30 protein-coding genes are annotated in these 21,309 nt (G+C 57.0%); 26 read left to right on the top strand and 4 right to left on the bottom strand.

The annotated features are described in order from the left end of the window. From FHL16_RS04465 to FHL16_RS04425, 9 genes are all read left to right on the top strand, one after another. Complete coding sequence (locus FHL16_RS04465) at positions 1–564, top strand: DUF4376 domain-containing protein (protein ID WP_077747558.1); 564 nt, start codon at positions 1–3, stop codon at positions 562–564. Then, a complete protein-coding gene (locus FHL16_RS04460) occupies positions 561–935 on the top strand; it encodes a DUF1353 domain-containing protein (protein ID WP_077747557.1) in 375 nt (124 codons plus the stop codon). Before FHL16_RS04465 ends, FHL16_RS04460 begins: the two co-directional genes overlap by 4 nt. 146 nt (positions 936–1,081) lie before the next feature. Then, positions 1,082–2,254, top strand: coding sequence for a phage tail sheath protein (locus tag FHL16_RS04455; protein WP_077747556.1), 1,173 nt, complete (start codon positions 1,082–1,084; stop codon positions 2,252–2,254). 49 nt (positions 2,255–2,303) lie between these two features. Then, a complete protein-coding gene (locus FHL16_RS04450; protein WP_033039956.1) occupies positions 2,304–2,819 on the top strand; it encodes a phage major tail tube protein in 516 nt (171 codons plus the stop codon). Between the two features lie 54 nt (positions 2,820–2,873). Further along, positions 2,874–3,218 carry a phage tail assembly protein gene (locus FHL16_RS04445; RefSeq protein WP_202979490.1) on the top strand — a complete coding sequence of 115 codons (345 nt, stop codon included), beginning with the start codon at positions 2,874–2,876 and terminating at the stop codon, positions 3,216–3,218. An 8-nt stretch (positions 3,219–3,226) separates the two neighbouring features. Further along, positions 3,227–3,346 (top strand): GpE family phage tail protein, encoded by a 120-nt coding sequence (locus tag FHL16_RS04440; protein ID WP_017336912.1) that lies wholly within the window; start codon positions 3,227–3,229, stop codon positions 3,344–3,346. Beyond that, complete coding sequence (locus FHL16_RS04435; protein WP_077747555.1) at positions 3,339–6,119, top strand: phage tail tape measure protein; 2,781 nt, start codon at positions 3,339–3,341, stop codon at positions 6,117–6,119. Before FHL16_RS04440 ends, FHL16_RS04435 begins: the two co-directional genes overlap by 8 nt. 6 nt (positions 6,120–6,125) lie before the next feature. Continuing rightward, the gene (locus tag FHL16_RS04430) at positions 6,126–6,566 is read left to right on the top strand and encodes a phage tail protein (RefSeq protein ID WP_077747554.1); all 441 of its coding nucleotides are present in this window, start codon (positions 6,126–6,128) and stop codon (positions 6,564–6,566) included. Further along, positions 6,563–7,843 carry a phage late control D family protein gene (locus FHL16_RS04425; protein ID WP_177346221.1) on the top strand — a complete coding sequence of 427 codons (1,281 nt, stop codon included), beginning with the start codon at positions 6,563–6,565 and terminating at the stop codon, positions 7,841–7,843. Before FHL16_RS04430 ends, FHL16_RS04425 begins: the two co-directional genes overlap by 4 nt. Here the strand turns inward: FHL16_RS04425 and FHL16_RS04420 are convergent. The 3 genes from FHL16_RS04420 to FHL16_RS04410 all read right to left on the bottom strand — a co-directional run bounded on the left by FHL16_RS04420 (position 7,840) and on the right by FHL16_RS04410 (position 9,140). Beyond that, positions 7,840–8,055 carry a hypothetical protein gene (locus tag FHL16_RS04420; protein WP_077747553.1) on the bottom strand — a complete coding sequence of 72 codons (216 nt, stop codon included), beginning with the start codon at positions 8,053–8,055 and terminating at the stop codon, positions 7,840–7,842. The genes FHL16_RS04425 and FHL16_RS04420 overlap by 4 nt on opposite strands. A 138-nt stretch (positions 8,056–8,193) precedes the next feature. Beyond that, on the bottom strand, positions 8,194–8,760 hold the full coding sequence (locus FHL16_RS04415) for a hypothetical protein (protein WP_077747552.1): 567 nt from the start codon (positions 8,758–8,760) through the stop codon (positions 8,194–8,196). Positions 8,761–8,792: 32 nt separating this feature from the next. Continuing rightward, the gene (locus FHL16_RS04410; protein ID WP_033039966.1) at positions 8,793–9,140 is read right to left on the bottom strand and encodes a helix-turn-helix domain-containing protein; all 348 of its coding nucleotides are present in this window, start codon (positions 9,138–9,140) and stop codon (positions 8,793–8,795) included. A gap of 86 nt (positions 9,141–9,226) precedes the next feature. On the opposite strand from FHL16_RS04410, the gene FHL16_RS04405 reads away from it, so the two are divergent. From FHL16_RS04405 to FHL16_RS04340, 14 genes are all read left to right on the top strand, one after another. Beyond that, positions 9,227–9,439, top strand: a complete 213-nt coding sequence (locus tag FHL16_RS04405) for a DNA-binding protein (protein WP_033039969.1) — start codon at positions 9,227–9,229, stop codon at positions 9,437–9,439. 29 nt (positions 9,440–9,468) lie between these two features. Then, positions 9,469–9,942 carry a YmfL family putative regulatory protein gene (locus FHL16_RS04400; protein WP_077747551.1) on the top strand — a complete coding sequence of 158 codons (474 nt, stop codon included), beginning with the start codon at positions 9,469–9,471 and terminating at the stop codon, positions 9,940–9,942. Positions 9,943–10,020: 78 nt separating this feature from the next. Further along, positions 10,021–10,302 carry an ogr/Delta-like zinc finger family protein gene (locus tag FHL16_RS04395; protein ID WP_033039973.1) on the top strand — a complete coding sequence of 94 codons (282 nt, stop codon included), beginning with the start codon at positions 10,021–10,023 and terminating at the stop codon, positions 10,300–10,302. Continuing rightward, positions 10,302–10,676, top strand: a complete 375-nt coding sequence (locus FHL16_RS04390) for a hypothetical protein (protein WP_077747550.1) — start codon at positions 10,302–10,304, stop codon at positions 10,674–10,676. Before FHL16_RS04395 ends, FHL16_RS04390 begins: the two co-directional genes overlap by 1 nt. A gap of 64 nt (positions 10,677–10,740) precedes the next feature. Beyond that, positions 10,741–10,974: a hypothetical protein gene (locus tag FHL16_RS04385; RefSeq protein ID WP_177346220.1), complete on the top strand. Its 234-nt coding sequence runs from the start codon at positions 10,741–10,743 to the stop codon at positions 10,972–10,974. Positions 10,975–10,976: 2 nt separating this feature from the next. Beyond that, entirely contained in the window at positions 10,977–13,781 is a 2,805-nt protein-coding gene (locus tag FHL16_RS04380; protein WP_177346223.1) for a toprim domain-containing protein, read from the top strand. Between the two features lie 40 nt (positions 13,782–13,821). After that, the gene (locus tag FHL16_RS04375) at positions 13,822–14,130 is read left to right on the top strand and encodes a hypothetical protein (protein WP_077747548.1); all 309 of its coding nucleotides are present in this window, start codon (positions 13,822–13,824) and stop codon (positions 14,128–14,130) included. A gap of 36 nt (positions 14,131–14,166) precedes the next feature. After that, complete coding sequence (locus FHL16_RS33985; RefSeq protein ID WP_158080543.1) at positions 14,167–14,304, top strand: hypothetical protein; 138 nt, start codon at positions 14,167–14,169, stop codon at positions 14,302–14,304. A gap of 71 nt (positions 14,305–14,375) precedes the next feature. After that, complete coding sequence (locus tag FHL16_RS04370) at positions 14,376–15,191, top strand: hypothetical protein (protein WP_077747547.1); 816 nt, start codon at positions 14,376–14,378, stop codon at positions 15,189–15,191. Between the two features lie 76 nt (positions 15,192–15,267). Then, positions 15,268–15,474: a glyoxalase superfamily protein gene (locus tag FHL16_RS04365; RefSeq protein ID WP_033039984.1), complete on the top strand. Its 207-nt coding sequence runs from the start codon at positions 15,268–15,270 to the stop codon at positions 15,472–15,474. Then, positions 15,471–16,076, top strand: coding sequence for a hypothetical protein (locus FHL16_RS04360; protein WP_077747546.1), 606 nt, complete (start codon positions 15,471–15,473; stop codon positions 16,074–16,076). The genes FHL16_RS04365 and FHL16_RS04360 overlap by 4 nt, the downstream gene beginning before the upstream one ends. A gap of 191 nt (positions 16,077–16,267) precedes the next feature. Beyond that, positions 16,268–16,498 carry a hypothetical protein gene (locus FHL16_RS04350; RefSeq protein ID WP_077747545.1) on the top strand — a complete coding sequence of 77 codons (231 nt, stop codon included), beginning with the start codon at positions 16,268–16,270 and terminating at the stop codon, positions 16,496–16,498. 78 nt (positions 16,499–16,576) lie between these two features. Further along, a complete protein-coding gene (locus FHL16_RS34330; RefSeq protein ID WP_077747544.1) occupies positions 16,577–16,789 on the top strand; it encodes a hypothetical protein in 213 nt (70 codons plus the stop codon). Next, positions 16,786–17,937 (top strand): site-specific integrase, encoded by a 1,152-nt coding sequence (locus FHL16_RS04340; RefSeq protein WP_077747543.1) that lies wholly within the window; start codon positions 16,786–16,788, stop codon positions 17,935–17,937. Before FHL16_RS34330 ends, FHL16_RS04340 begins: the two co-directional genes overlap by 4 nt. 345 nt (positions 17,938–18,282) lie before the next feature. On the opposite strand, the gene FHL16_RS04335 is transcribed toward FHL16_RS04340, so the two are convergent. Then, positions 18,283–19,074 (bottom strand): hypothetical protein, encoded by a 792-nt coding sequence (locus FHL16_RS04335; RefSeq protein ID WP_077747542.1) that lies wholly within the window; start codon positions 19,072–19,074, stop codon positions 18,283–18,285. A 167-nt stretch (positions 19,075–19,241) separates the two neighbouring features. Between FHL16_RS04335 and FHL16_RS04330 the strand changes: the two genes are divergently transcribed. The 3 genes from FHL16_RS04330 (at position 19,242) to FHL16_RS04320 (ending at position 21,301) form a co-directional block, all read left to right on the top strand. Then, positions 19,242–19,916: a division plane positioning ATPase MipZ gene (locus tag FHL16_RS04330; protein WP_077747541.1), complete on the top strand. Its 675-nt coding sequence runs from the start codon at positions 19,242–19,244 to the stop codon at positions 19,914–19,916. Between the two features lie 52 nt (positions 19,917–19,968). Next, entirely contained in the window at positions 19,969–20,277 is a 309-nt protein-coding gene (locus tag FHL16_RS04325) for a hypothetical protein (RefSeq protein ID WP_138739017.1), read from the top strand. A gap of 676 nt (positions 20,278–20,953) precedes the next feature. Then, the gene (locus FHL16_RS04320) at positions 20,954–21,301 is read left to right on the top strand and encodes a hypothetical protein (protein ID WP_138739016.1); all 348 of its coding nucleotides are present in this window, start codon (positions 20,954–20,956) and stop codon (positions 21,299–21,301) included. Positions 21,302–21,309 lie beyond the last annotated feature (8 nt).

Here is a 21,309-nt window from a genome sequence, read left to right as displayed (position 1 = left end):
ATGAAATACGTAACTTTTGACGGGGCCGGCGCTCTTAAATGTCGCCTGATCCGTGGCGTAAATGACATCCCTGAAGGTGCCGTCGAGGTGGACGATGACCTGTGGATGCGCATCACCCAAGAGCTCGATGGTGTCTGGCTGCTAGACGCTGACGGGACGGTGCGCAAACACGAACGTCCTGCTTTGGTCCTAACCGAAGAAGATAAGCAGAGCCTTGTAACGATCGAGCGTGATCGACGAATTGAGGCAGGAGTGACCTTTCGCGGCATCCACTACCAATCCCGGGCCACTGATCGCGAGAACATCGCCGGGGCCGCTCAGCTCGGCCTGATGGCCGTCATCGCGGGCGCGCAGCCAGGGGACTATCGGTGGTCCGACCCTGATAAGGACTTCACGTGGATCAGCACAGACAACGACCTGGTGTCGATGGATGCGCACACCGTGATGGAATTCGGCAAAGTGGCAGCCTCGGCCAAACAGGCGCTAATTTTTGCGGCTCGCGCACTCAAGGACAATGCCCAGATCCCGACTGACTTCGAAGACGATAAGTGGTGGCCAGCATGAGCCGGTTTGTGACCACATTGAAAACTGAGCAAGTCGGCCGACGACAGCACACACTGTTAGCCGATTTGGTCCTGGCAGATGAGAACGCCGGCGTTATCGTCGTGCCTGCCGGCATAACGACCAACTTTGCCAGCCTCGACATGCTGCACAACGTGTTTTTGTTCGTGTTGTTCGCGCTGGTTTCGGGCTACGGAAACTATGCCGCGACTGTGCATGACTGGCTTTACACGACCGGCGACATCAGCCGCAAGGAAGCTGACGCTGTCCTCTATCGGGCATTACGTGCTGAAGGTGTGGCCCGATGGCGTGCCTGGCTCTTTTGGATTGGTGTGAGAGTCGGTGGCCGCAAGCATTACGGGGCCTCACGTTAAAATTTCGTCCTGCAGTACCGCCCTGCTCTTGCAGGGCTTTTTTTTGCCTGCCGTGTAGCAAGCGCTCCTACAGACCCAGCGACTCGTCGTCGTGTCGCGCGCGCGTCACTCTGCGTTTCATTGTCACCCACGCGCAGGTTCTCCCCATGCCAACCGATTATCACCACGGCGTCCGAGTTGTCGAAATCAACGAAGGCACCCGCCCGATCCGCACCGTCGCTACCGCCGTCGTCGGCATGGTCTGCACCGCCGAAGATGCCGATCCGATCGCGTTTCCTCTCAATCGTCCTGTCCTGCTAACCGACGTGCTTACCGCCAGCGGTAAGGCCGGTGAACTGGGCACACTCGCAAAAAGTTTGGATGCTATCGCTGACCAGGCAAGCCCAGTCACCGTCGTTGTTCGTGTCGCCGAAGGCGCTGACGCTGCCGCGACCACCACCAATGTGATCGGTGGCGTCACTGCCGGCGGTCAGTACACCGGGCTCAAGGCACTGCTGGCTGCGGAGGCGCAGTTGGGCGTGCGGCCGCGCATCCTCGGCGTACCTGGCCTCGACTCGCTGGCGGTGGCCACCGAACTGGTCCTCACCGCACAGAAGCTACGTGGTTTCGCTTACGCCAGTGCCTGGGACTGCGAGACCGTCTCCGACGCCATCGCCTACCGGGAAAATTTCGGCGCCCGCGAGCTGATGACCATCTGGCCCGATTTCGTCAACTGGGACACCACGCTGAATGCCGACGCACCGGCGTCGGCGATCGCCCGCGCCCTGGGCCTGCGCGCCAAGCTCGATGAACAGGTCGGCTGGCACAAAACCCTTTCCAACGTGGCAGTCAATGGTGTGTCCGGACTGAGCCGGGACATTTACTGGGATCTGCAGAACCCGGCCACCGACGCCGGCCTGCTGAACGCGGCGGACGTCACCACGCTGATTCGTCGCGAAGGCTTCCGCTTCTGGGGTTCGCGCACTTGCAGCGACGACCCTTTGTTCGCCTTCGAAAACTACACCCGTACCGCCCAGGTGTTGGCCGACACCATGGCCGAGGGTCAATTCTGGGCCGTCGACAAGCCGATGCACCCAAGCCTGGTGCGCGACATCGTTGAGGGTATCAACGCCAAGTTCCGCGAACTGGTACGCCTTGGCTACCTGATCGGTGGCGAGTGCTGGTACGACGAAGCCGCCAACGACAAGGACACCCTCAAGGCCGGCAAGCTGTACCTGGATTACGACTACACACCCGTGCCTCCATTGGAGAACCTGGGACTTCGCCAGCGCATCACCGATCGCTACCTGGTCGACTTCGCCAGCCGCGTCAACGCCTGATATTCATTCATCCGCGCGGCGTTGGCCGCGCCTTTAGGAGAGCGCCCACATGGCTCTGCCCAAAAAGCTCAAGAACATGAATTTGTACAACGACGGCGTCAGCTACGTCGGTGCGTGCAAGAGCGTCACCCTGCCCAAACTCGCCCGCAAGCTCGAAGCATTCCGGGGCGGCGGCATGGACGGTGGTGTGAAGGTCGACCTGGGTCATGGCGACGACGGCATCCAGCTCGAATGGACCCTCGGTGGCTGGGACCTGACGGCACTGCGTCAGTACGGTGCGGTGTCGGCAAGTGGCGTCATGCTGCGTTGGGCCGGTTCTATTCAGCGCGACGACACCGGTGAGGTTTCGGCCGTCGAGGTCGTCGTGCGCGGTCGGCACGAAGAAATTGACATGGGCGACTCGGAAAGCGGTGAAGACACCGAGCACAAGTTCACCACCACCTGCAGCTATTACAAGCTGACGATCGACGGCAATGAAGAGGTCGAGATCGACTTGCTCAACTTCATTTTCAAGGTCGATGGCAAAGACATGCTGGCTGAACACCGCAAGGCGATCGGCCTGTAATTCCAGCTTTCCCCGCCGGCTCGTCCGGCGCCCTCTCTTTCAAAGGATTTCGACATGAGCACCGCCCAGAAAAACGAAGCTGCAGACGCACCAGTTGAGAAGAACCCAAACCGCCCAGTCATCACCCTGGACACGCCCATTATCCGAGGCTCGACCGAAATCACCGAGGTGACGCTGCGCAAACCCGTCTCCGGCGAATTGCGCGGCGTTTCTTTGACCGACCTGTTGCAGATGGACGTCCTCGCACTGCGCAAGGTCCTGCCGCGCATCACCACACCGACCCTGACCGATCACGACATTGGCCTGATGGATCCGGCCGACCTGGTGCAGATGGCCACCGAGGTTGCCGGTTTTTTGCTGCCGAAGTCGGCGAAGGTGGATGCATCCCTCGTTGCGTAGATGACGCGATGGCGGATATCGCCGTGATTTTTCACTGGGGGCCAGCGGAAATGGATCCGCTCCCCCTGACCGAACTGATGGAATGGCGCGAACGCGCTCGAAAACGAAGTGGGGCGAAGGATGACTGACAAGCTGCGGCTGGAATTTCTGCTGTCCGCGATCGACAAGGTCACCGCGCCCCTCAAACAGATTAGCGCCGGGAGCAATGCTACGTCTCGCGCCTTGAAAGCGGCGCGGGACCAGCTGAAGGAACTCAACGCCCAGCAGTCCAATATTTCCAGCTATACCCGCCAGAAGGAGGCCGTCCGCCAATCCTCCGAAGAATTGGCCAAGGCACAGGACAAGCTTCGCGGGCTGCGTGAGCAGCTGCAGAAGATGGACGCCCCTACTGCGGCTTTCCAGAAGGCGTTCGTCAACGCCTCCGCCTCGGTGGAAAAGCTGACAAACAAACACACGGCTCAGCGCTCGGAGCTGCAGCGCTTGATCCCCCTTATGAAATCGACCGGTGCTGATACCCGCAACCTCGGCACCACCGAACGCCGTTTAAAAACCGAGATCGAGGCGGCGAATAAAGCCATCCAGGCTCAACGAGAGCGCCTCTCTGCGCTTGCCAAGCAGCAGGAACGGGTCTCGAAGGCACAGAGAAACTATTCCAAGGGTAAAGAGCTCGCCGGCAACGCCGCTGTAGCCGGCGCAAGCGCAGGTGCGGTGGGTGCGGCGGTCGGCTTGCCGATCGTTGGAATGGTCAAAGACTATTCCCGTTTCGAAGACGCTATGGCGGGTGTAGCCAAACAAGTCAACGGCGCCCGGGATGACAACGGTCAGCTCACTCAGACCTATTACGACATGGGCGCGGCCATCAAGAAGATGTCCGAAACCATCCCCATGGCGACTACCGATATCGCCGCGCTGGTAGAAGGCGGTGCGCGAATGGGCATCCAGGGCAAAGACGACCTTCTGGAGTTCGCCCGCGTCGCGGCGACTGCCGCAACGGCTTTCGAGTTGCCTGCGGATCAGGTCGGCGAGAGCCTGGCGCGCATCGCCAGTCTCTACAAATTGCCCATCAAAAACGTCAGCCAGCTCGGCGACGCGATCAACTACCTGGACGACAACGCGATGTCGAAGGGTGGAGATATCATTGAAGTCATGCAGCGCACGGCAGGTATTACCGCGTCGGTCGGTATGTCGTTTAAGGACGCTGCCGCTTTAGGCTCAACCTTCCTGACGCTTGGGGCATCCGCAGAGATCGCCGGAACCGCTACCAATGCCATGATCCGAGAGCTGGCTATCGCCACCCAGCAACCTAAGCGATTTGTCACCGGCCTCAAGTCGATCGGCTTGGAAGCGAAAGCGGTTCAGGATGGCATGAGCAAGGACGCGACGGGCACCATCCAGAAGGTGCTGGAAGCGGTGAACAAACTGCCCAAAAACCAGCAACTGGGTGTGATGACCCAGTTGTTCGGCAAAGAATACGGCGACGACGCTGCGAAACTGGCGTCAAACATCGGCGAGTATAAGCGACAGCTTGACCTGGTGAATGGAGCGGACAACGCGCCCAAACGCGACGGTTCGATGCAACGCGAGGGCGATATCCGCGCAGACCAGCTGTCCGCCCGATGGGAAATGTCGCAGAACCGCATGTTCAACCTGAGCAGCGCCCTGGGCGCCACTCTCCGCCCGGCGCTGATCCAGCTGGTCACCGGATTTAACGGTGTCCTGGAGCGCGTCAATGCCTGGGCGACCGCTAACCCGGGGCTGGTACTGGGTATCCTCAAAGTCGCCGCCGGCATTGCGGCACTGTCGATCGGCTTCAGCACCATAGCTCTCACGATGGCCACAACCCTTGGCCCATTTCTCGCCGTGCGTTACGGGCTGTCATTGATCGGGATCCGCCTGCCCTCTGTGATCGGGTTGCTCTTCAACCTTGGCTCGAAGGTCCTACCCTTTGTCGGCCAGGCATTCATGTGGGTTGGCCGACTGTTCATGGCCAATCCCATTGGCTTGGCCATCATGGCGATCGCCGCTGCTGCGTATCTGATCTATGCGAACTGGGACAAGGTGAAGGCTTACTTCGTCAGTGCCTGGGCTGAAATCAAAGCAGGCTTCAGCGGCGGGATCAGCGGCATCCTGCAGACGCTCGCCAATTTCAGCCCCATAGGGCTGATCTACCAGGCCTTCTCGGCGGTGATGAACTACATGGGCGTCGAGATGCCAGGCAAATTTACTGAGTTCGGGGGAATGATCATCGCTGGGCTCGTCAACGGCATCACTAACGCGATGGGGTCTGTGAAGACGGCGATCACCGACGCCGGTAGCAACACCGTCGACTGGTTCAAAGAGAAGTTGGGTATTCATAGCCCCTCCCGGGTTTTCGCCGAGCTCGGCGGCTTCACCATGGCCGGGTTGGCGCAGGGCGTGGCTGACGGTCAGAGCGGGCCTCTGGAAGCCGTCAAGGCAGTGGGCGACCTCATGACCCAAGCAGGGACCGTGACCATCGGTGCAATAACCAGCGCGGGCGCAACGCTGAATCCAGCCGCTGCCATGCCCGAGGCCACCGCCGCCGCTCTGAACTCAGCCGGGTCCGTGCCCGGGGCAAAAGCTGAAAGTGGCGGCATGCTTGATTCGATCCTGGGCATAGGCAAACGACTGGCCCAAGTGGGCGCGATCGCCGTAGGTATGGGCGGTGCTCAAGGCGCCATAGCGGTCGACAACCGTCCGCCAATTGGTGCTGCAGCAGCTCCAGCGGCGATGCAGATGGCGCCCGATCAAATCGTCATCAACATTCACCCCGCCCCGGGGATGGATGCCGCTGCGATCGCACGCGCCGTGTCTGCAGAACTGGACAAGCGGCAGCATGCAAAACAAGCCAAGGGACGCAGCGCCCTTTTTGACCAGGAGTAAACGAACATGATGATGTCATTGGGCATGTTCATTTTCAGCCTCGAGACGCTGGCGTATCAGGAACTGCAACGGCAGACAGAATGGCGCCACGGCTCGACGTCCCGCATTGGCACCAACCCATCACGCCAGTTCCTGGGCCGTGGGGAGGACTCAATCAGCATGCCTGGAATTCTTCTGCCGGCGCTCGCTGGAAGCCCGCTCAGCCTCGACACACTTCGCGCCATGGCAGATACCGGCAAGGCCTGGCCGTTGATTGAGGGCACCGGCAGGATCTTAGGCATCTGGGTGATCGAGAACATCAGCGAGACCAAAACCATATTCTTCCAGGACGGCGCAGCACGGCGAATTGAATTCACCATAGCGCTCAAGCGGATCGATGACGGGCGCGTCGACCTGCTTGGTGCCGGCATCAGCACGGCCGGCAACATTCTGAGGAAAATTCTGTGATCGACCAGGTGCTGGGCCAGATTGATGGCTATCTAAATGATGCGCAGGCTTCGATGCGCGAAGCGAAAGCCTACCCTCGCCCGATCTGTCGGCTGGAGGTTGACGGCCGCGACATCACAGCGGCCATCGAGAAGCGCTTGATGAGCATTGAACTGACCGACAACCGCGGACTCACGGCAGACCAGCTCGATGTCACGCTCTCGGACCATGACGGGCGTCTGGTTATCCCACCAAAAGGTGCAACGCTGCGCCTGTGGCTTGGCTGGAGCGATACCGGCTTGGTCGATAAGGGCTCGTACACGGTCGACGAGACCGAACACAGCGGCGCGCCGGACCAGCTGAACATCCGAGCGCGCAGCGTGGACCTGAGCGCTGGGTTGAAGGTAAAACGGGAACGAAGCTGGCATGACGAAACGATTGAGTCAGTCGTGCAAGCCATCGCGGGCGCATACGGCCTTGGCCCGCTGGTAAGCGCCGCCCTCAGTGCGATCAAACTGGTGCATCTGGACCAGGCCAATGAATCAGACGCGAACCTGCTCTCCCGCCTGGGACAAGAGCACGATGCGATCGCCACAGTGAAAGCCGGCAAGCTGCTGTTCATGCCGATCGGCAATGCAACCAGCGCCAGCGGACTGAACCTGCCGCACATCACCCTGACTCGCCGGGACGGCGACCAGCACCGTTTCCTACAAGCGGATCGGGATAGTTACACGGGCGTTCGGGCGTTCTACTACGACGTCAACAGCGCCGAAAAAAAAGAGGCGGTATCCGGCGGCGGAGACAATATCAAGGACCTGCGGCACTCCTACACCGACCAGAAAAGCGCGCTGGTCGCTGCCCGGGCAGAGTGGAACAAGCTGCAGCGCGGTACGGCAACGCTCAGCTACTCGCTGGCGCGTGGCCGTCCGGATCTAACGCCAGAGCTCACCTACTCCCTGACAGGGATCAAGCAGGAAATCGCGGACATTATCTGGCTGGGGGGCAACGTCAAACACAGTTTCACGTCGGACTCATTCACCACGAGTCTTGAGCTTGAATCAAAGTTGCCAGATGGCGACGAGGTAGCGGAGCTGGCCGACGATGCCAAGGACTTCACGGGCATCGTCGCGTGGTACCGCGACAAGAAGAGCGGTAAGCAACAAAAACTTACCGAGGGTGATCAGAGCAAGCCAAAACGACTGTCACATCTGTATGAGAGCAAAGCCTCGGCAAAACGAGCTGCGGAGCGAGAGCTTAAACGACTGACTTCCAGCAAGGCAGTCGCCTCCCCTTCTTAGCTGGCGTGACGCTGACAGGACATCAACCGTGCACTTGGCTTACCTTCATCGGTTACAGAAACCAAAGCATGCAGCAGCTGGAGCAAGCGCTCCTGATCATCGCTGGATAAACGTCTGTAGCCGACAATCAACTCCCGCTCCCATTTCGTAATAGGCTCGAACATAGCGAGCCCATTGGCTGCGGTTACGGGGGTGACGCTAATCGGTTCCATTGTCTTCCAAGCTCCATCACTGTATGCACATACAGTACCTATATCGAACCATTTAGCCAATGGGGGCATTCGCTCAGATACAAAAAAGCCCAGCAGAAGCTGGGCTTTTTGACGCTGAGCCTCGGACGACGATCCCGCTTAACCTTGCTTCGCTTTCAATTCAGCGAGCAGCCTATCGATCCCTTGCTGCTTGTAATACAGGGCCTCGAAGTTCTTGGTCCAGTTATCCAGCTGCATATCTCCCATCTGTTCCGGCTTCACCAATTCTGCAAGGTTGTTCACCTGAATGAGCTTCTGTACAGCTGCCAACGCTTGAGCCCGAGTAACAGTCACGTCAACCGATGGACCCTTGAGCTTTTTGGAAACACCATTTTTGATGTCCAGCTCAATGGGGAGGGCAGTGACTTGAACCGACTCGGCGGAGGTATGCACGAAGGTCCGATACACGCCGTACAGGGCGGCTCGCTGCACCTCGTATCGAACATTTTCAGGTAGATCACCAGGTACGACTTGCGGAGAAAACTGCACATGCAGGGGCTGAGTTTTCAGCACTTTGAACGTGCCATTTTCATCGGAAAAATCTCCGAAATCTTCGACCATCGCAGGCAAATTATCGAAGTGTTGCGGCTCCAAAGCATGAGCCGAGAGCGCTACAGATGATGCAAATACAGCAGCCAACACAGTTCTTTTGGCAATCCCAAACATGAACGCAAGTTCCTTCTAATTAGATATGACTTTTAAGTACGTGGGGCTGGTGTTGAGTCTTTTGCGACGGTAGCCATCGCATAAGCCATACGGCGGATGGATTCTTTGTCGTAATCCGACAGGTTACGAAAATAGGACAGGACTTCGGATTCAACAGGTGACAGCTGATCCGCGAATGCCGGCAAAGGCTCACCGAACAAAACGTAGTGAATATCCACCCCAGCTTTGTGAGCCAACAGCAGGTATGGGGCGTCAGGGCTTCGCTCGTCTTTCTCATAATTCAACTGAGTGTTCTTCGCAACACCACAAACATTTGCCAATTCCGTTTGGCTAACGCCCAGCCGCGCTCGTTCTTCGCGAAGCCGAGCTCCAATGGTCATCAAAATCGCACCCTCATTGCTTGACAGTCCCAATTATTTGGACCAATATCGCCAGAATTCCACACTAAATCACACGAATGAGCACTATGCCGAACACAGCTATCACGGAGCAAGCGCTACAGCTAGCTCGAAGTAAGTTGGTCGCGCAGGGACTGTCTGCTGCTGATTTCGCCAAACGACACGACCTCAACCCCAGCACTGTTTATGCAGTACTGAATGGTCAGAAAAAATGTTTGCGCGGCGAAGCTCACCGAGCGGCTGTGCTTCTGGGTATCAAAGACGGCGTGATCTCAAATTAATTGCCCCCACCTTTTTGAGAAACCAGAAGATGAAACGCACAGTTCTAGAGACCCGTCGGCAAGTTGTGAGCGCAGTCATTTGCGCGTACCCGGGCGGTCGTGATTGCGCAGCACCGCGTATAGGTATGTCGGTCAAAAAGTTCGACAACCACGCATATGAAAACGCCGGTAGCCGGCCACTGACCGATGAGCAGATCTGCCTTCTAGAGTCGCAAACCGGCACCACTCACCTCCCCGACTTCATCTGCAATCTGTACGGCGGTGTTTTTGTGCCCGTCGCTGAGGCAGGTCAACTCGATAACCTCGATCTGTACGCCCGGTCGATTAACACCACCGTAAAGCGCGGGCTAGTTGACGCGATCATTGCCAAAGCACTTCAAGACGGCGTCATCCAGGACGACGAGGTGCAGGACATTCTCGCCGCACACCGCGCACACGTAGCAGCCAGACATGAAGAGGTCACTGCGGTGATCGTACTGCACCGGGAAAACTCGGGCAGTTAGGACACGAAGTAGGCGCAAGAAGCGCCACCAATTCTCGGCATTCGCCGAAAAGTCGCAGTTTGCGATGGGGGAAACAAAGTGAGCACTTACAAACTGGTATGCCCGCATTGCCAAGGGCGAATGCGGATCCGCACAAGTGAAGGCACGCATATTTTTCTGCGTATTGCCTACCTGCAATGCACCAACGAGGCCTGCGGCTGGTCAGTTCGGGCCGAGTTCGAAATGACTCATGAAATGAGCCCCTCCGGCATGCCCAATCCGTCCGTTCGCCTACCGGTCGCCCCCGTGGCGATTCGCAGGCACGCGATGAAGAAGGAAGGCGAACAACAAATGGACCTACTTGAGCTGGAGACGGCCTGATGAACATGATGACCAATGCGCAAAACCCCGAACGCGAGTACCGCGCCGCCATGCAGAGCGCCGCGCTTTGCTACATGCAACGCCACCAGGCTGAACACCTGGAAAACGACCAGCAGCTCTTCAACCGCACCGTCACGTACCTGCAAGCGACATTGGAAGTACCTGTCTACCTTGCCGAGACTTTGACGGGCTTGGCATACGCCGAATTGCATTCCGGTGGTGGACAGCGCCACCTCGACCTAAAGAACAGCAGTGCGTCCGTGGCGATGCTCACAGACCCAGCCAGCGGCAAGTCCTTCGCCATTCCCGTCGTGTTGATATTCAAACACCTGGTCGACGCTACCGAGCCTCAACCGACAGCCCCTTTCAACTAACCGAATAGCACCACCTTTCGCGAGTGGGTTTGGGCAAGTTGCGCCCGAAATCAGGGAAAAAGCCATGAGTACAGCACTTTCCATCCGGATGGACCTTAGCAAGAACCTCGCTGAAGCCCTGCACCAGGAGCTGCGTGAGCGCCTTCGGATGGGCATTCAGGAGCATTGGTACTCGGATGAGTTTCGGCGCATCCCTGATGGCTTGCGGACCGGCGCAATTCTTTCTGCCTACCCCGCCTTGGCGGCTCAAAAAACAACTCTCGGCGCCCTTCAGGTCGCCATCAGAAAGCAGGCGTGATGATGGAACAGCAAATGCGGGGTGATGTACTGACCCGACTCGAGAACGACTATGGCTTACGGCATCGCACAGGCACCGACTTCATGCGCGGTGGCACCTGCCCTGCCTGCTCGAAGAAAGAACTGTATTCGAGCTTCGAAAACCCGTGGTTCATCAAGTGCGGCCGTGAGAGCAAATGCGGTCAGCAGTGGCATGTCAAAGAGCTGTACGCGGATCTGTTTGACGACTGGAGCAAACGTGCGCCGGCCACGGACGATCAACCGACAGCAAGCGCCCGCGCTTATATGGAGTTCGCTCGGGGCTTCAAGATCGAGCTGGTCGCCGGCTTGTTCACCCAGGAAAATTATTTTGATCGCGTCCTGAACATCGGATCGGCAACGGTCCGCTTTCCCCTGGAGCGCGGCGGTTACTGGGAACGCCTCATTGACCAGCCTCAGCGCTTCGGGAAAAAGAAAGCCCGCTTCAAACCCGGGGAGTCGTATAAGGGCTACTGGTGGTGTTCGCCTCACATCGATCTTTCACAGACCGAAGAGCTGTGGATCGTCGAAGGCATTTTTGACGCGATCGCCCTCGAGCACAACGCGATCGATGCTGTTGCCGCGATGTCGTCGAATGCCTTTCCCGAGGAATCGCTGAAGGCACTTGCCGCTGATCGAGCAGGTAATTTGCCGAGACTTGTGTGGGCACTGGACAACGAGCCAGGCGCGCACCGCTACACGCGCAAATGGGTCACCATGGCCCGGGCAATGGGCTTTGAATGCACTGCGGCGCAGATTCCGCAACGCGATGCGCGGAAGGTGGACTGGAACGACCTACATCAGCGTTGGGCCTTTGTCAGTGATGAAGCCGATCGTCGGCGGCGCACTGAAGCGGACCTTAACGAGGCCCGCCACCACGGTGCCCTGCTCATCGCCGAGAGCGCGTCAGAAAAAGCTCTGCTGATTTATGACTGGCGCGAACGCGAGGAATTCCACTTCGGGTTTGAGTCCCGCTTGTACTGGTGGAAGCTGGACATCAGCAAATTCAACAGCGCCATGCAGGCGCTGGAAACGAGCGAAAACCACGAAGAGCAGCAGCTGAACAACAAAGCAATGCGTGAGAAAGCGCTCCGCATGTCGGGCTGTGTAGTCGAGATTGCCAACTGCTATCCCCAGGCGCTGTACTTCCAGCGCAACGAGATCACTGACGAATCCTGGTACTTCTTCCGCGTCGACTTTCCGCACGACGGCGGCTCAGTGAAAAACACCTTCACCGGTGGCCAGGTCGCAGCGGCGAGCGAATTCAAGAAGCGTCTGCTCGGCATGGCAGCCGGCGCAGTGTTCACCGGCAGCGGCCAGCAGCTCGACAAGATCATGAAGGACCAGCTGTTCGCGATCAAAACCGTTCAGACGATCGACTTCGTCGGTTACAGCAAGGAATACGGCTGCTACGTGTACGGCGACGTGGCCATCAAGGATGGCCAGGTGGTCGACGTCAACGATGAGGAATTTTTCGAGTTCGGGAAGCTGCGTCTGAAAACCCTGCAGCGGGCGGTGCCGGTGCGAATTCAGCGCGACCCGAAGGAATACAGCGACGAATGGGCGAAATTGCTGTGGACGTGTTTCGGTGCCCAGGGCGTTGTCGCGCTGACGTTCTGGTTCGGCTCGCTGTTTGCCGAGCAGATCCGCGCTCGCTACCAGTCCTTTCCCTTCCTGGAAGCCACCGGCGAGGCCGGGGCCGGTAAAACCACACTGCTCAACCTGCTGTGGAAACTGCTGGGGCGCGCCGGCTACGAAGGGTTTGACCCTTCAAAATCCACCAAGGCGGGCCGAAGCCGCTTGATGGGGCAGGTTTCCGGGATGCCGGTGGTGTTGCTGGAGTCCGATCGGAGCGGCGACGACAAGTCCCACGCAAAGAACTTTGAATGGGACGAGCTGAAGGACTACTTCGGTGGCGGCACCTTGGCGACAAAGGGTGTTAAAACCGCCGGCAACGAAACCTACGAGCCGCCCTTCCGAGGCACGATCGCGATCAGCCAGAACGCGCCTGTGATTGCTTCTGAAGCCATCATGACGCGGATTGTGAAGCTGCACTTCGTGCGGCCAAATGTGACGCCTGAAAGCCGAGCCGCGGCTGACCGGCTGACAGCCCTGGACGGCAATCAGCTCAGCCACTTCCTGCTGCAGGCGGTGAAACGCGAAAGCGATGTCATGTCCACGCTCGCCGACAAAATTCCCGCACACGAAGCGCGTTTGCGCCGGCTGCACACCCATTGCATCAGTTGCGACACCGAGTACCCAGCCAACAACGAAAAGGCCGCATGCCAAAACTGCGGCAATCAGTTGCGCGGCTATATCCGCGTCGAGCGGATCGTTAAAAACCATGCCCAGCTGCTCGGCCTGTTGGACTGCATCCGCTCGCTCGTACCCCTGAGCGATTCTCATATCAGCACCACCCAGCGTTGCATCATCGCAATGGCGATCGAGCGCCAGAGCTCGATCAGCGCAGACCACCCTGTGGTTGCCGAATTCTGGGAAGTGTACGACTACCTGCAAGGTCTGGACGCCGATGGGCCTGTGGTCAACCACAGTAAAAAAGACAACGTCATCGCCATCAACCTCAACGAGTTCGTCGAGCGCGCCGCAGAACACCGGCAGAAGCTGGCCGACGTCAGCGAGCTGCGCGATCGCCTGAAGGAATCTCGTTGCCGCAAGTTCCTGGAATCGAACAAGGCCGTCGACAGCGCGGTGCGTGCTTATCAGGCCACGCGGAATAACAACACGATCACCAAGTCACCCACCGTCAAGTGCTGGATGTTCCAGGCGTAGGGCTGCAACCCACGTAGAACAGCCCTGAAAGGAGAGAACCATGCAGATTCAAGTCGTTGCCGGCACTGATTGTAGTGATGCGAAAAGCCTGCAGGACCGCGTCTCCCAGCTGCTCAGCGAGCTCGGAAACGATCACCGCAAAACGGTGCAGGCCGAGGCCTACGGTGCCAACGGTCTGGTCGATATTTTGGAGGTACGGGCTGCGGACGGTCAGGGCGAGATCCTGGTGCTGAATTGTTCAAGGCTACAGATCCAGGCGGTTTTGGACTGGCAGTCATGCGCCGAAGACACGGACGAATTTGAACACCTGGTGCTGCACCTGGTGCGACTGCCAGACAGCACCCTGTAACGCCGGCTGCAACCGGCACTTTTGAAGGAGAGAACCATGCGCGACACAAAGCAACTTGAACACAACGCACGCGACGCCCTGCTTGGGCAATTGATCGGCGCAGTCATGACGGTGGCATTGATCGTCATCGTCGCGGTCCAGGTGCCAGATCTGCTGATCTGGATCCTTAGCTAAGCATCCGCAAAAAATCGGGTGCCATGGGGCTGCAACCCCAGGACACCTACCACCCCTGAAAGGAGAGAACCATGCAAAACGAATTGAGAAATGCCATCCGCTTTGACGACCTGTGGGCTGTTTATGGTCCCGAAGGTGTAGTAGCCCTGGCCTGGTGGGTCGGCGCACAACACGTAAACGCGATTCGCGACAATCAGAACAGCTATCCCTTTCTGGAAATAACTGCCCCTGCGGGTAGCGGTAGCAGCTTTCTCCTCAGCTACTTGTCAAAACTCATTGGCAAGGAAACTTACCGTTGTAGCTCGCCTCAGCACGCCACCAAGGCGGGGCGTCTGCGCAATTTGGAAAACGCGGGCACTGAATCGATCGTCTATCTGGACGAAGGTGCACCGGCAGAATCGTTCGACTGGGACGAAATTAAAGCTCTCTACAACGGAGACTCAGCCAGCTACGGCACGCGTGATGAGACGCGAGAGGTGACGTTTAAGGGAACTTTGATTATCACCGCAAACAAGCCAGTCGAATGCAATGACGCTGTCCGCAGTCGGATGATTGATGTCAGGTTAAAGGGGAAAAATCTCCTCGACAAACCAACGCACATTGACGCGCTGCACCAACTGACCGCTACAGAAGCAAGTGTCTTTGGTCGAGCCATAGATAGGAACAAAGAACACTTACTGCTCACCGTAGAAAAGTTGGTGCCGGTTTACATCGAAGCGCTGACTGAAGGACTCCACTTCATCCGCGACCCAGATCCGCGAGGTCTGCATAACTGTGCGCAGGTGATGGCCCTGGTCAACGTACTGAGCGACTTACTGGGGCTCGCCAATGAGTACCGAGCGGCGCCTTTGGAGGTGCTCCAAACCATTGCGTCCGAATACGTCTGACGCCGGCGAAGTAACTGGAAGTGGTGCCGAGGGGCTGCAACCCCTCGACACCGACCACCCCTGAAAGGAGAGAACCATGCAAGCTCAAACCCTCAACGATGGCGCTGCCGAGGCTATCACGAAGCCTACAACCGTCGCCGGTATGAAACGCCTGGCCAAGAAGATTAAAAAAGCGTCTGACGGCAACATCACTCACATGCAAGCGCTGGAAATTGTGGCCCGAGACAACAACTTCAAAAACTGGGCGCAGTTACTCAATGCTCTGCCGGGTGATTCAAAATGACTCACTACTTCTATAAATCCAGCGCGCCGGCAGTGGTTTCAGAGATGAAAGCCTGGGAAGCGAAGAAAGCAGCGTTTGACGTAGCTCGGGAGCGACTCACACACGTATTTGGCGCACCTGGGTCACCTATGAAGTCGGGGACGACTCTCTTCGTTGGAGGCGTAAAACTGAGCACCGACATCAGGCTCGATCCCCATTGGCGACAGCAGGACGAGTTCGGCTACCGCAGCCTCCGGACGGCAGTAAAACTTCCCAAGGGAATCACCAAAGAAGAGCGCGCGGCCCTTCGCGCCGAGCATGAGCGCTTGCTTGGCCTATGGAAAGAGCATTGCCCAGCACGTATCAACTCGGACGAACTCTGGAGCGCGATCGGCATCAACGGCGGCAGCATCTGGCTCAATGGCGGGATATGTCTGGAACAAAATGGAATTGCCTACTTTGCCTTGGGTTTCGAAATCAACGAGGAACGGCATCGCAATCTTAAGGCCAGTGGCCAAGGCACCAACGGCTGGATCGACGGTGCCGTTGAGATATTCCCACGCGAATATGAGGCAGCTCGGTTGGCGAAGGTAGAGCCCAAATCGGAGGTCGCCCATGGATAACGCACCACGTCTGCGACCGACCATGGCAAGCAATCGACTCGATCTGCCGAGCATCTGCGATATCTGCGGAAAGGCGCGATCGACGCGCAGACACCAAACCTGCAGTCGTATTCGTCAACAACACAAGGCTGAGGAATGGGCCACCCTGATGGCAGATAGGGTTGCTGCTCGAATAGCTAAGGGGAAGCGATATGCCCGCTGAGTCGATCATGATCACCGTCCGGCAAAGCACCGGCACCTATATTGCCAAGGCCAAGGGTTTTAAGCCGAGTGCCAGTTGCAGCGCTGGCCCGAGGCAGGCTGCCGAGGCACTCGCCACCAAGCTGGGGCTCTCGTCCGGCCTGCTACAAGAGCAACGCTGCGACGGACTCGAGTACGGTCGTTCCCGCTTCGTACATCCGGGCAGCATTACTAGCAACTAAGCCCATAACTTCTAATAACACCAGCCCCGGCGCCGAGCCTACACTCACCGGGGCGCTTCATACGATAGAGGGCAAGCCATGAACTCCCGACCGGACAACGTCCTGGCATTTGCAGACCTGCAGCGCATTACCGGCTACCAGCGTCGGTCTGATGTCGAGCGGTCGCTACGCGACCAGGGCATCCAGCTGTTCCGAGGGCGTACCGGCCCTTGGACCACCCTGGACCTTATCAACCAAGCAGCGGGTATGAAGCCCACTGCAGCAGAGCGGTATGACACGCAAATCTTATGAGGAAAGCACGGAAGCGGAAGCATAATCCGCACATCCCCGCCCATATAGACCAGGCCGCTATACCAGCGGCCGTTTACTTCGACCACAGAAAAGGCGCTGGCCTTTGGTACACCTCGCACACGGACGAGAACGGAAAGCAGCGCCGGCGCAATATTGCGCCGGCAGATGTGTCGCTCGCCGAGCTGCACCGGATAATGGAGGAAAGCTCCAACGTGGATCGGGGGACGCTGCGCTACATCTGCCAGCAATTTCACCTAAGCGATCGCTTCAAAAAACTGGCACCCAAGACCCACGACGACTACTGCTACTCCCGGGACGTCCTGATCAACATTCCCACCAAATTGGGTGTCTCGCTTGGCGATCTAACTGTGCGGAAGTTCTCGCCGGCACTCGTACAACGCATCGTCGATCGGCTTGCTGACGAAGGCACACCGTCGAAAGCGGCTCATGCACTCCGGTATCTACGGAGGGTTTTGCAATGGGGCCGAAATCGGGGGTTTCTCGACGTCAATCCCGCTCTCGGGATCGAGGCTCCGATCGAACGCAAGCGACGCCGACTGCCTGCGCACCAGGCGCTGGACGCACTTCTTGATCGGGCGAAGGCTTTCGGCCGTCTGGCCAGAAATGAAAAAGGTGGTTGCCCCGAGTACTTGGCCTACGTGATGGAGATCTCCTACCTCTGCCGGCTGCGTGGCATTGAGACGATCACCCTCACCGACGCTCATGAACTGCCGGAAGGCGTAATGACCAACAGGCGCAAGGGCAGCCGTGACAACATTGTTAGATGGACGCCAAGGCTGCGCGCTGCGTGGGATGGAGCGAAGGCGTATCGCGCCAACGTATGGGATCGCAAATCAACGGCGATCCCGATTCGCGCCGATCGACGCTACATCGTGGTCGCAAGCCATGGCGGCCCGCTGCGCAAGTCGAGCCTGGACACCGCCTGGCAGCGGTTTATCAAATCGTCCATCGAAGACGGCACGATCACTGCCGAACAACGCTTCGGGATCCACGACTTGAAGCGCCGAGGCATTACAGACACCGTCGGCAACCGGGCCGACAAGCAAGAAGCGAGTGGCCACCGCGATGAGTCGATGATGGACGTCTACGACCTCAGCCTGCCAATCGTGAATCCCTCCGTCGATTGAGCAAATCGGGACGTAATAAGCCCGCCAAGGCCCGCCTAAACAGCGGGCTTTCGCGTATCTGGACGTAGGAAGAAATCCTGTAACCCTTTGATTTATATGTTGTGACGAGGTTCCTTGTAATCAGTAGGTCCCGGGTTCGACTCCTGGTGCCGGCACCATATAAATCAAGGGCTTGCAGCGATGCAGGCCCTTGTTTTTTGTGCAAAACGTAAAAATCGACGTAAAATTCAGGCAAATATTGCTCATTGGTTGAGCACTCTCAGAAAGAATTCCGGCTGCTACTCAGTCGGTCAGCAATGGGAAAACGTCGTGTCAGCGACAATATCTGTTTTCGCTGATGGCGGTTCAAACGACAAGATCCAACAGTTGCTCAGATTTCAGAATAACTTTCTTTACTTGCGGCTGGACTATCTTCCCATCTACTACCATCGTGTAGTTAAATCGATATTCAAGTTCAGGCGAATATGAATCTGGCTTGATGAATGCCATGCTCTGCATTTTATTCATGAATACATCTAACGGAGTATGAGCATCATCAAATATTTCGATTTCTCTGGAAATATAATCAACTGAACGGTGCTCCACAAATACCTTAAGCTTTGTCACGTCGGTTTCTTTGGGAACTATAAAGTTTCCTTTGAGATGCTCTGCTTTTACGAATTGCAAAAGCACCTGCCCCAGCACGAGCCCGAATCTCTGCGCCTTCGCTGCTGTCATGTACCAGCAGTCGTCGTAACCTGCAAAGATTCCCTCGCTGTCCCGCATTTTACGAACCAGCGACATACAGAACACAAAACTATTAGGCGACTCTCTACAGATGGTGGCTCTGGAGTCTCTGAGGACCACGTCCTGGCCATCGAACACTACGATATTCACTGTGTCGAAATGAGCCCGAAGTACTCCGGGAAATCTTGTAAAAGTTTCCTTGCCGAAAACCATGCTGCCCCCCGCTAACGTGTTGAACCAAATAGCAGGAACTTTGACTTGACCAGTAAATTTTAAATGAAAGGTAAGCATACCCTCCTCACGATCCGCTATTTCTTCAATCTCTGTTTCTCTGTATTCGTAAAGTGTTCCTAACTTTATAGTGCCGTTCTTTATATTGTTTCTAGTGTCACAACTTTTAGCTAGCAGCATCCGTCTCTCCTTGTTGTCTTTTCACCGCTACGCATAGTGAGGGCGGATCTGCCCCTCAAGCAACGCCCGGCTCCACGACATCTCACTGAAGCTATTCCCCCAAAGTGATATCATATGATATCGTTCCATTCGATATCGTTTTACATCACTTTGCTAGGGAGAGAATCATGATTCTGTTGATCGGTTGTGAGAAAGGCGGCGCGGGCAAAAGCAACATCGGGGGCAACCTCGGAGTCTGGGCAGCGCTGAAAGGTGTAGACACGATCGTGCTTGATGCGGATCCGCAAGGCTCAGCGGCCAAGTTCATCGCGCGGAGAAACGAAGCCGGGCTGCCGGTGGTGCATTGCGTACAGAAAACCGGAGACGTGTTTGCGACGGCGAAGGATCTGGCCCAGCGCTACCAGCTCGTGATCATCGACGCGGGCGGTCGGGACAGCAAAGAACTGCGCACAGCGATGGTCGCTGCCGATCGGATGATCATTCCGACTCAGGCCAGCCAAGTAGACCTTGAAACGCTGCCGCACCTTGATGAGCTGATCGGGCTGGCTCAAGGGATCAACCCAGGGCTCGAAGCATTCGCCGTCCTATCACGCGCACCGACCAACCCCGTCATCAATGAAGTCGCTGATGCCAAGACACTGCTCGTTGAGTTCGAGAGCTTCACCATGGCACGCACATTCATTCGCGATCGCAAGATCTACCGGGACGCATGGCTGAAAGGAATGGGCGTGGTGGAGATGGGAAACAGCAAGGCACGCGCAGAAATCCAGTTGCTCGCCGACGAGATGTTCCCCCACCTACTGCACAACGAGAGCACGAAACCCGCAGCGCTCGCACAGTGACAAACAGAGCGATATCATTTGATATCGTTGCATCTGATATCAAACGAAAGGAATGGATATGGCATTCGACGTAAAACCCAAGAGGCAACCGGTAGACCCTGATGCGCTGGCTGCATTTGCGGTAGGTGCCGACACTCACACAACGGTTCCGGTAGCTCCTGCCGCCGCCGCTCCGATCGGCAAAGTCGAACAAGAAGGCAAGCTCACCGAAAGCATGTTGTTTCGGTGCTCGAAAGCGACCTATGACGAGTTCGCGTTTGTGTACGAGAACACCAACGTGAAGAGCAAACAGAAGTTGCTGGAGTCGATCCTGCTGCCGGAGATCCAGCGGCGTGCCGCTGAAATCCGATCGAAACAGTGACCGAAAAAGATGGCCATCAAGCCCCGCACGATCGGGGCTTTTTTTCGCCTGGACGAAAGCAATCATGCGCGACTGTATACGTGCGCGCACGCCTCACGCGGGGCGGGTGCAATTTTCAAGTCGGAGGGGTTGCAAGAAAAAGGTAACGCAGGTCACTAGCCTTTGAGACGCCCAGCAAGCCCACGATCCAGTAGGGCTTAACACAATTGAATAAAGGTAATTGAATAGTAACTATGTAGTAATCGTATTACCTTTTATAAGAGTTAGTTACCTGATATGAATAGCTCTTATAAATCAATGACTTACACCAAAATTACCAAATCAGTTACCTCCAATTACGCATATAAGGTAATCAAAACACCCCAATGAAAACAAAGGGTTGAGCCACATAAACACTTCGATGACTTCGGTTACCCGTTTCCCAGAATAGACCCTCTACCTGACCTCGCAGAAAGCTGCACTGCAAGCGCTTGGGTGCATGATTCCGCAAGTTTTTTAACCCCCTGACATCCCCTTCGAAGCCCACGGTGCACGGGGCTCCACCGGACTCATGCAGGTGCATATTTAGTGGCACGAAAGGCGCGCGGGCGTGGCGGGGTAACGAGTCCGCGCGCCGGGTGCAGATCACCACAGAATGTGGAAAGATGAGCACGCATATACGAACCGGGAGTACGGGATGTCTGATCAGGAAGCGGTAGATAACAGCGTGTTGTTCAAGGCGCTCGACGACGACCCAGAGGCGATCGAGTTCAGGGAGCTGTGGATGCTATGGGCGAGTGGGAACAAGCAGAGGACGCTTGTTGATGGCTATTACAGTGGCAAGTCTTTGATTACTCGCGCGCGGTATCAGGAATGCGAAGAAGCACTGATGCAGTTGAAACAGCTGGAGAACATTCTGATCAGGCTTGCTGCACCATTGAAAGGAGCGTCACGAAGGGCCGCGCAGATCATTATCCAAACTGCTGTTCGCCAACAGGCAGAAAGCCGTCAAAAACTCAAAGATATATCCGGCTGGATTAGCTGAGGGTAAGG

This window comes from Pseudomonas sp. FSL W5-0299 (assembly GCF_005930655.1).
Classification (GTDB): domain Bacteria; phylum Pseudomonadota; class Gammaproteobacteria; order Pseudomonadales; family Pseudomonadaceae; genus Aquipseudomonas; species Aquipseudomonas mandelii.
Note: the sequence above shows the minus strand (reverse complement) of the source record. Positions and strands in the feature narration are given on the sequence as shown.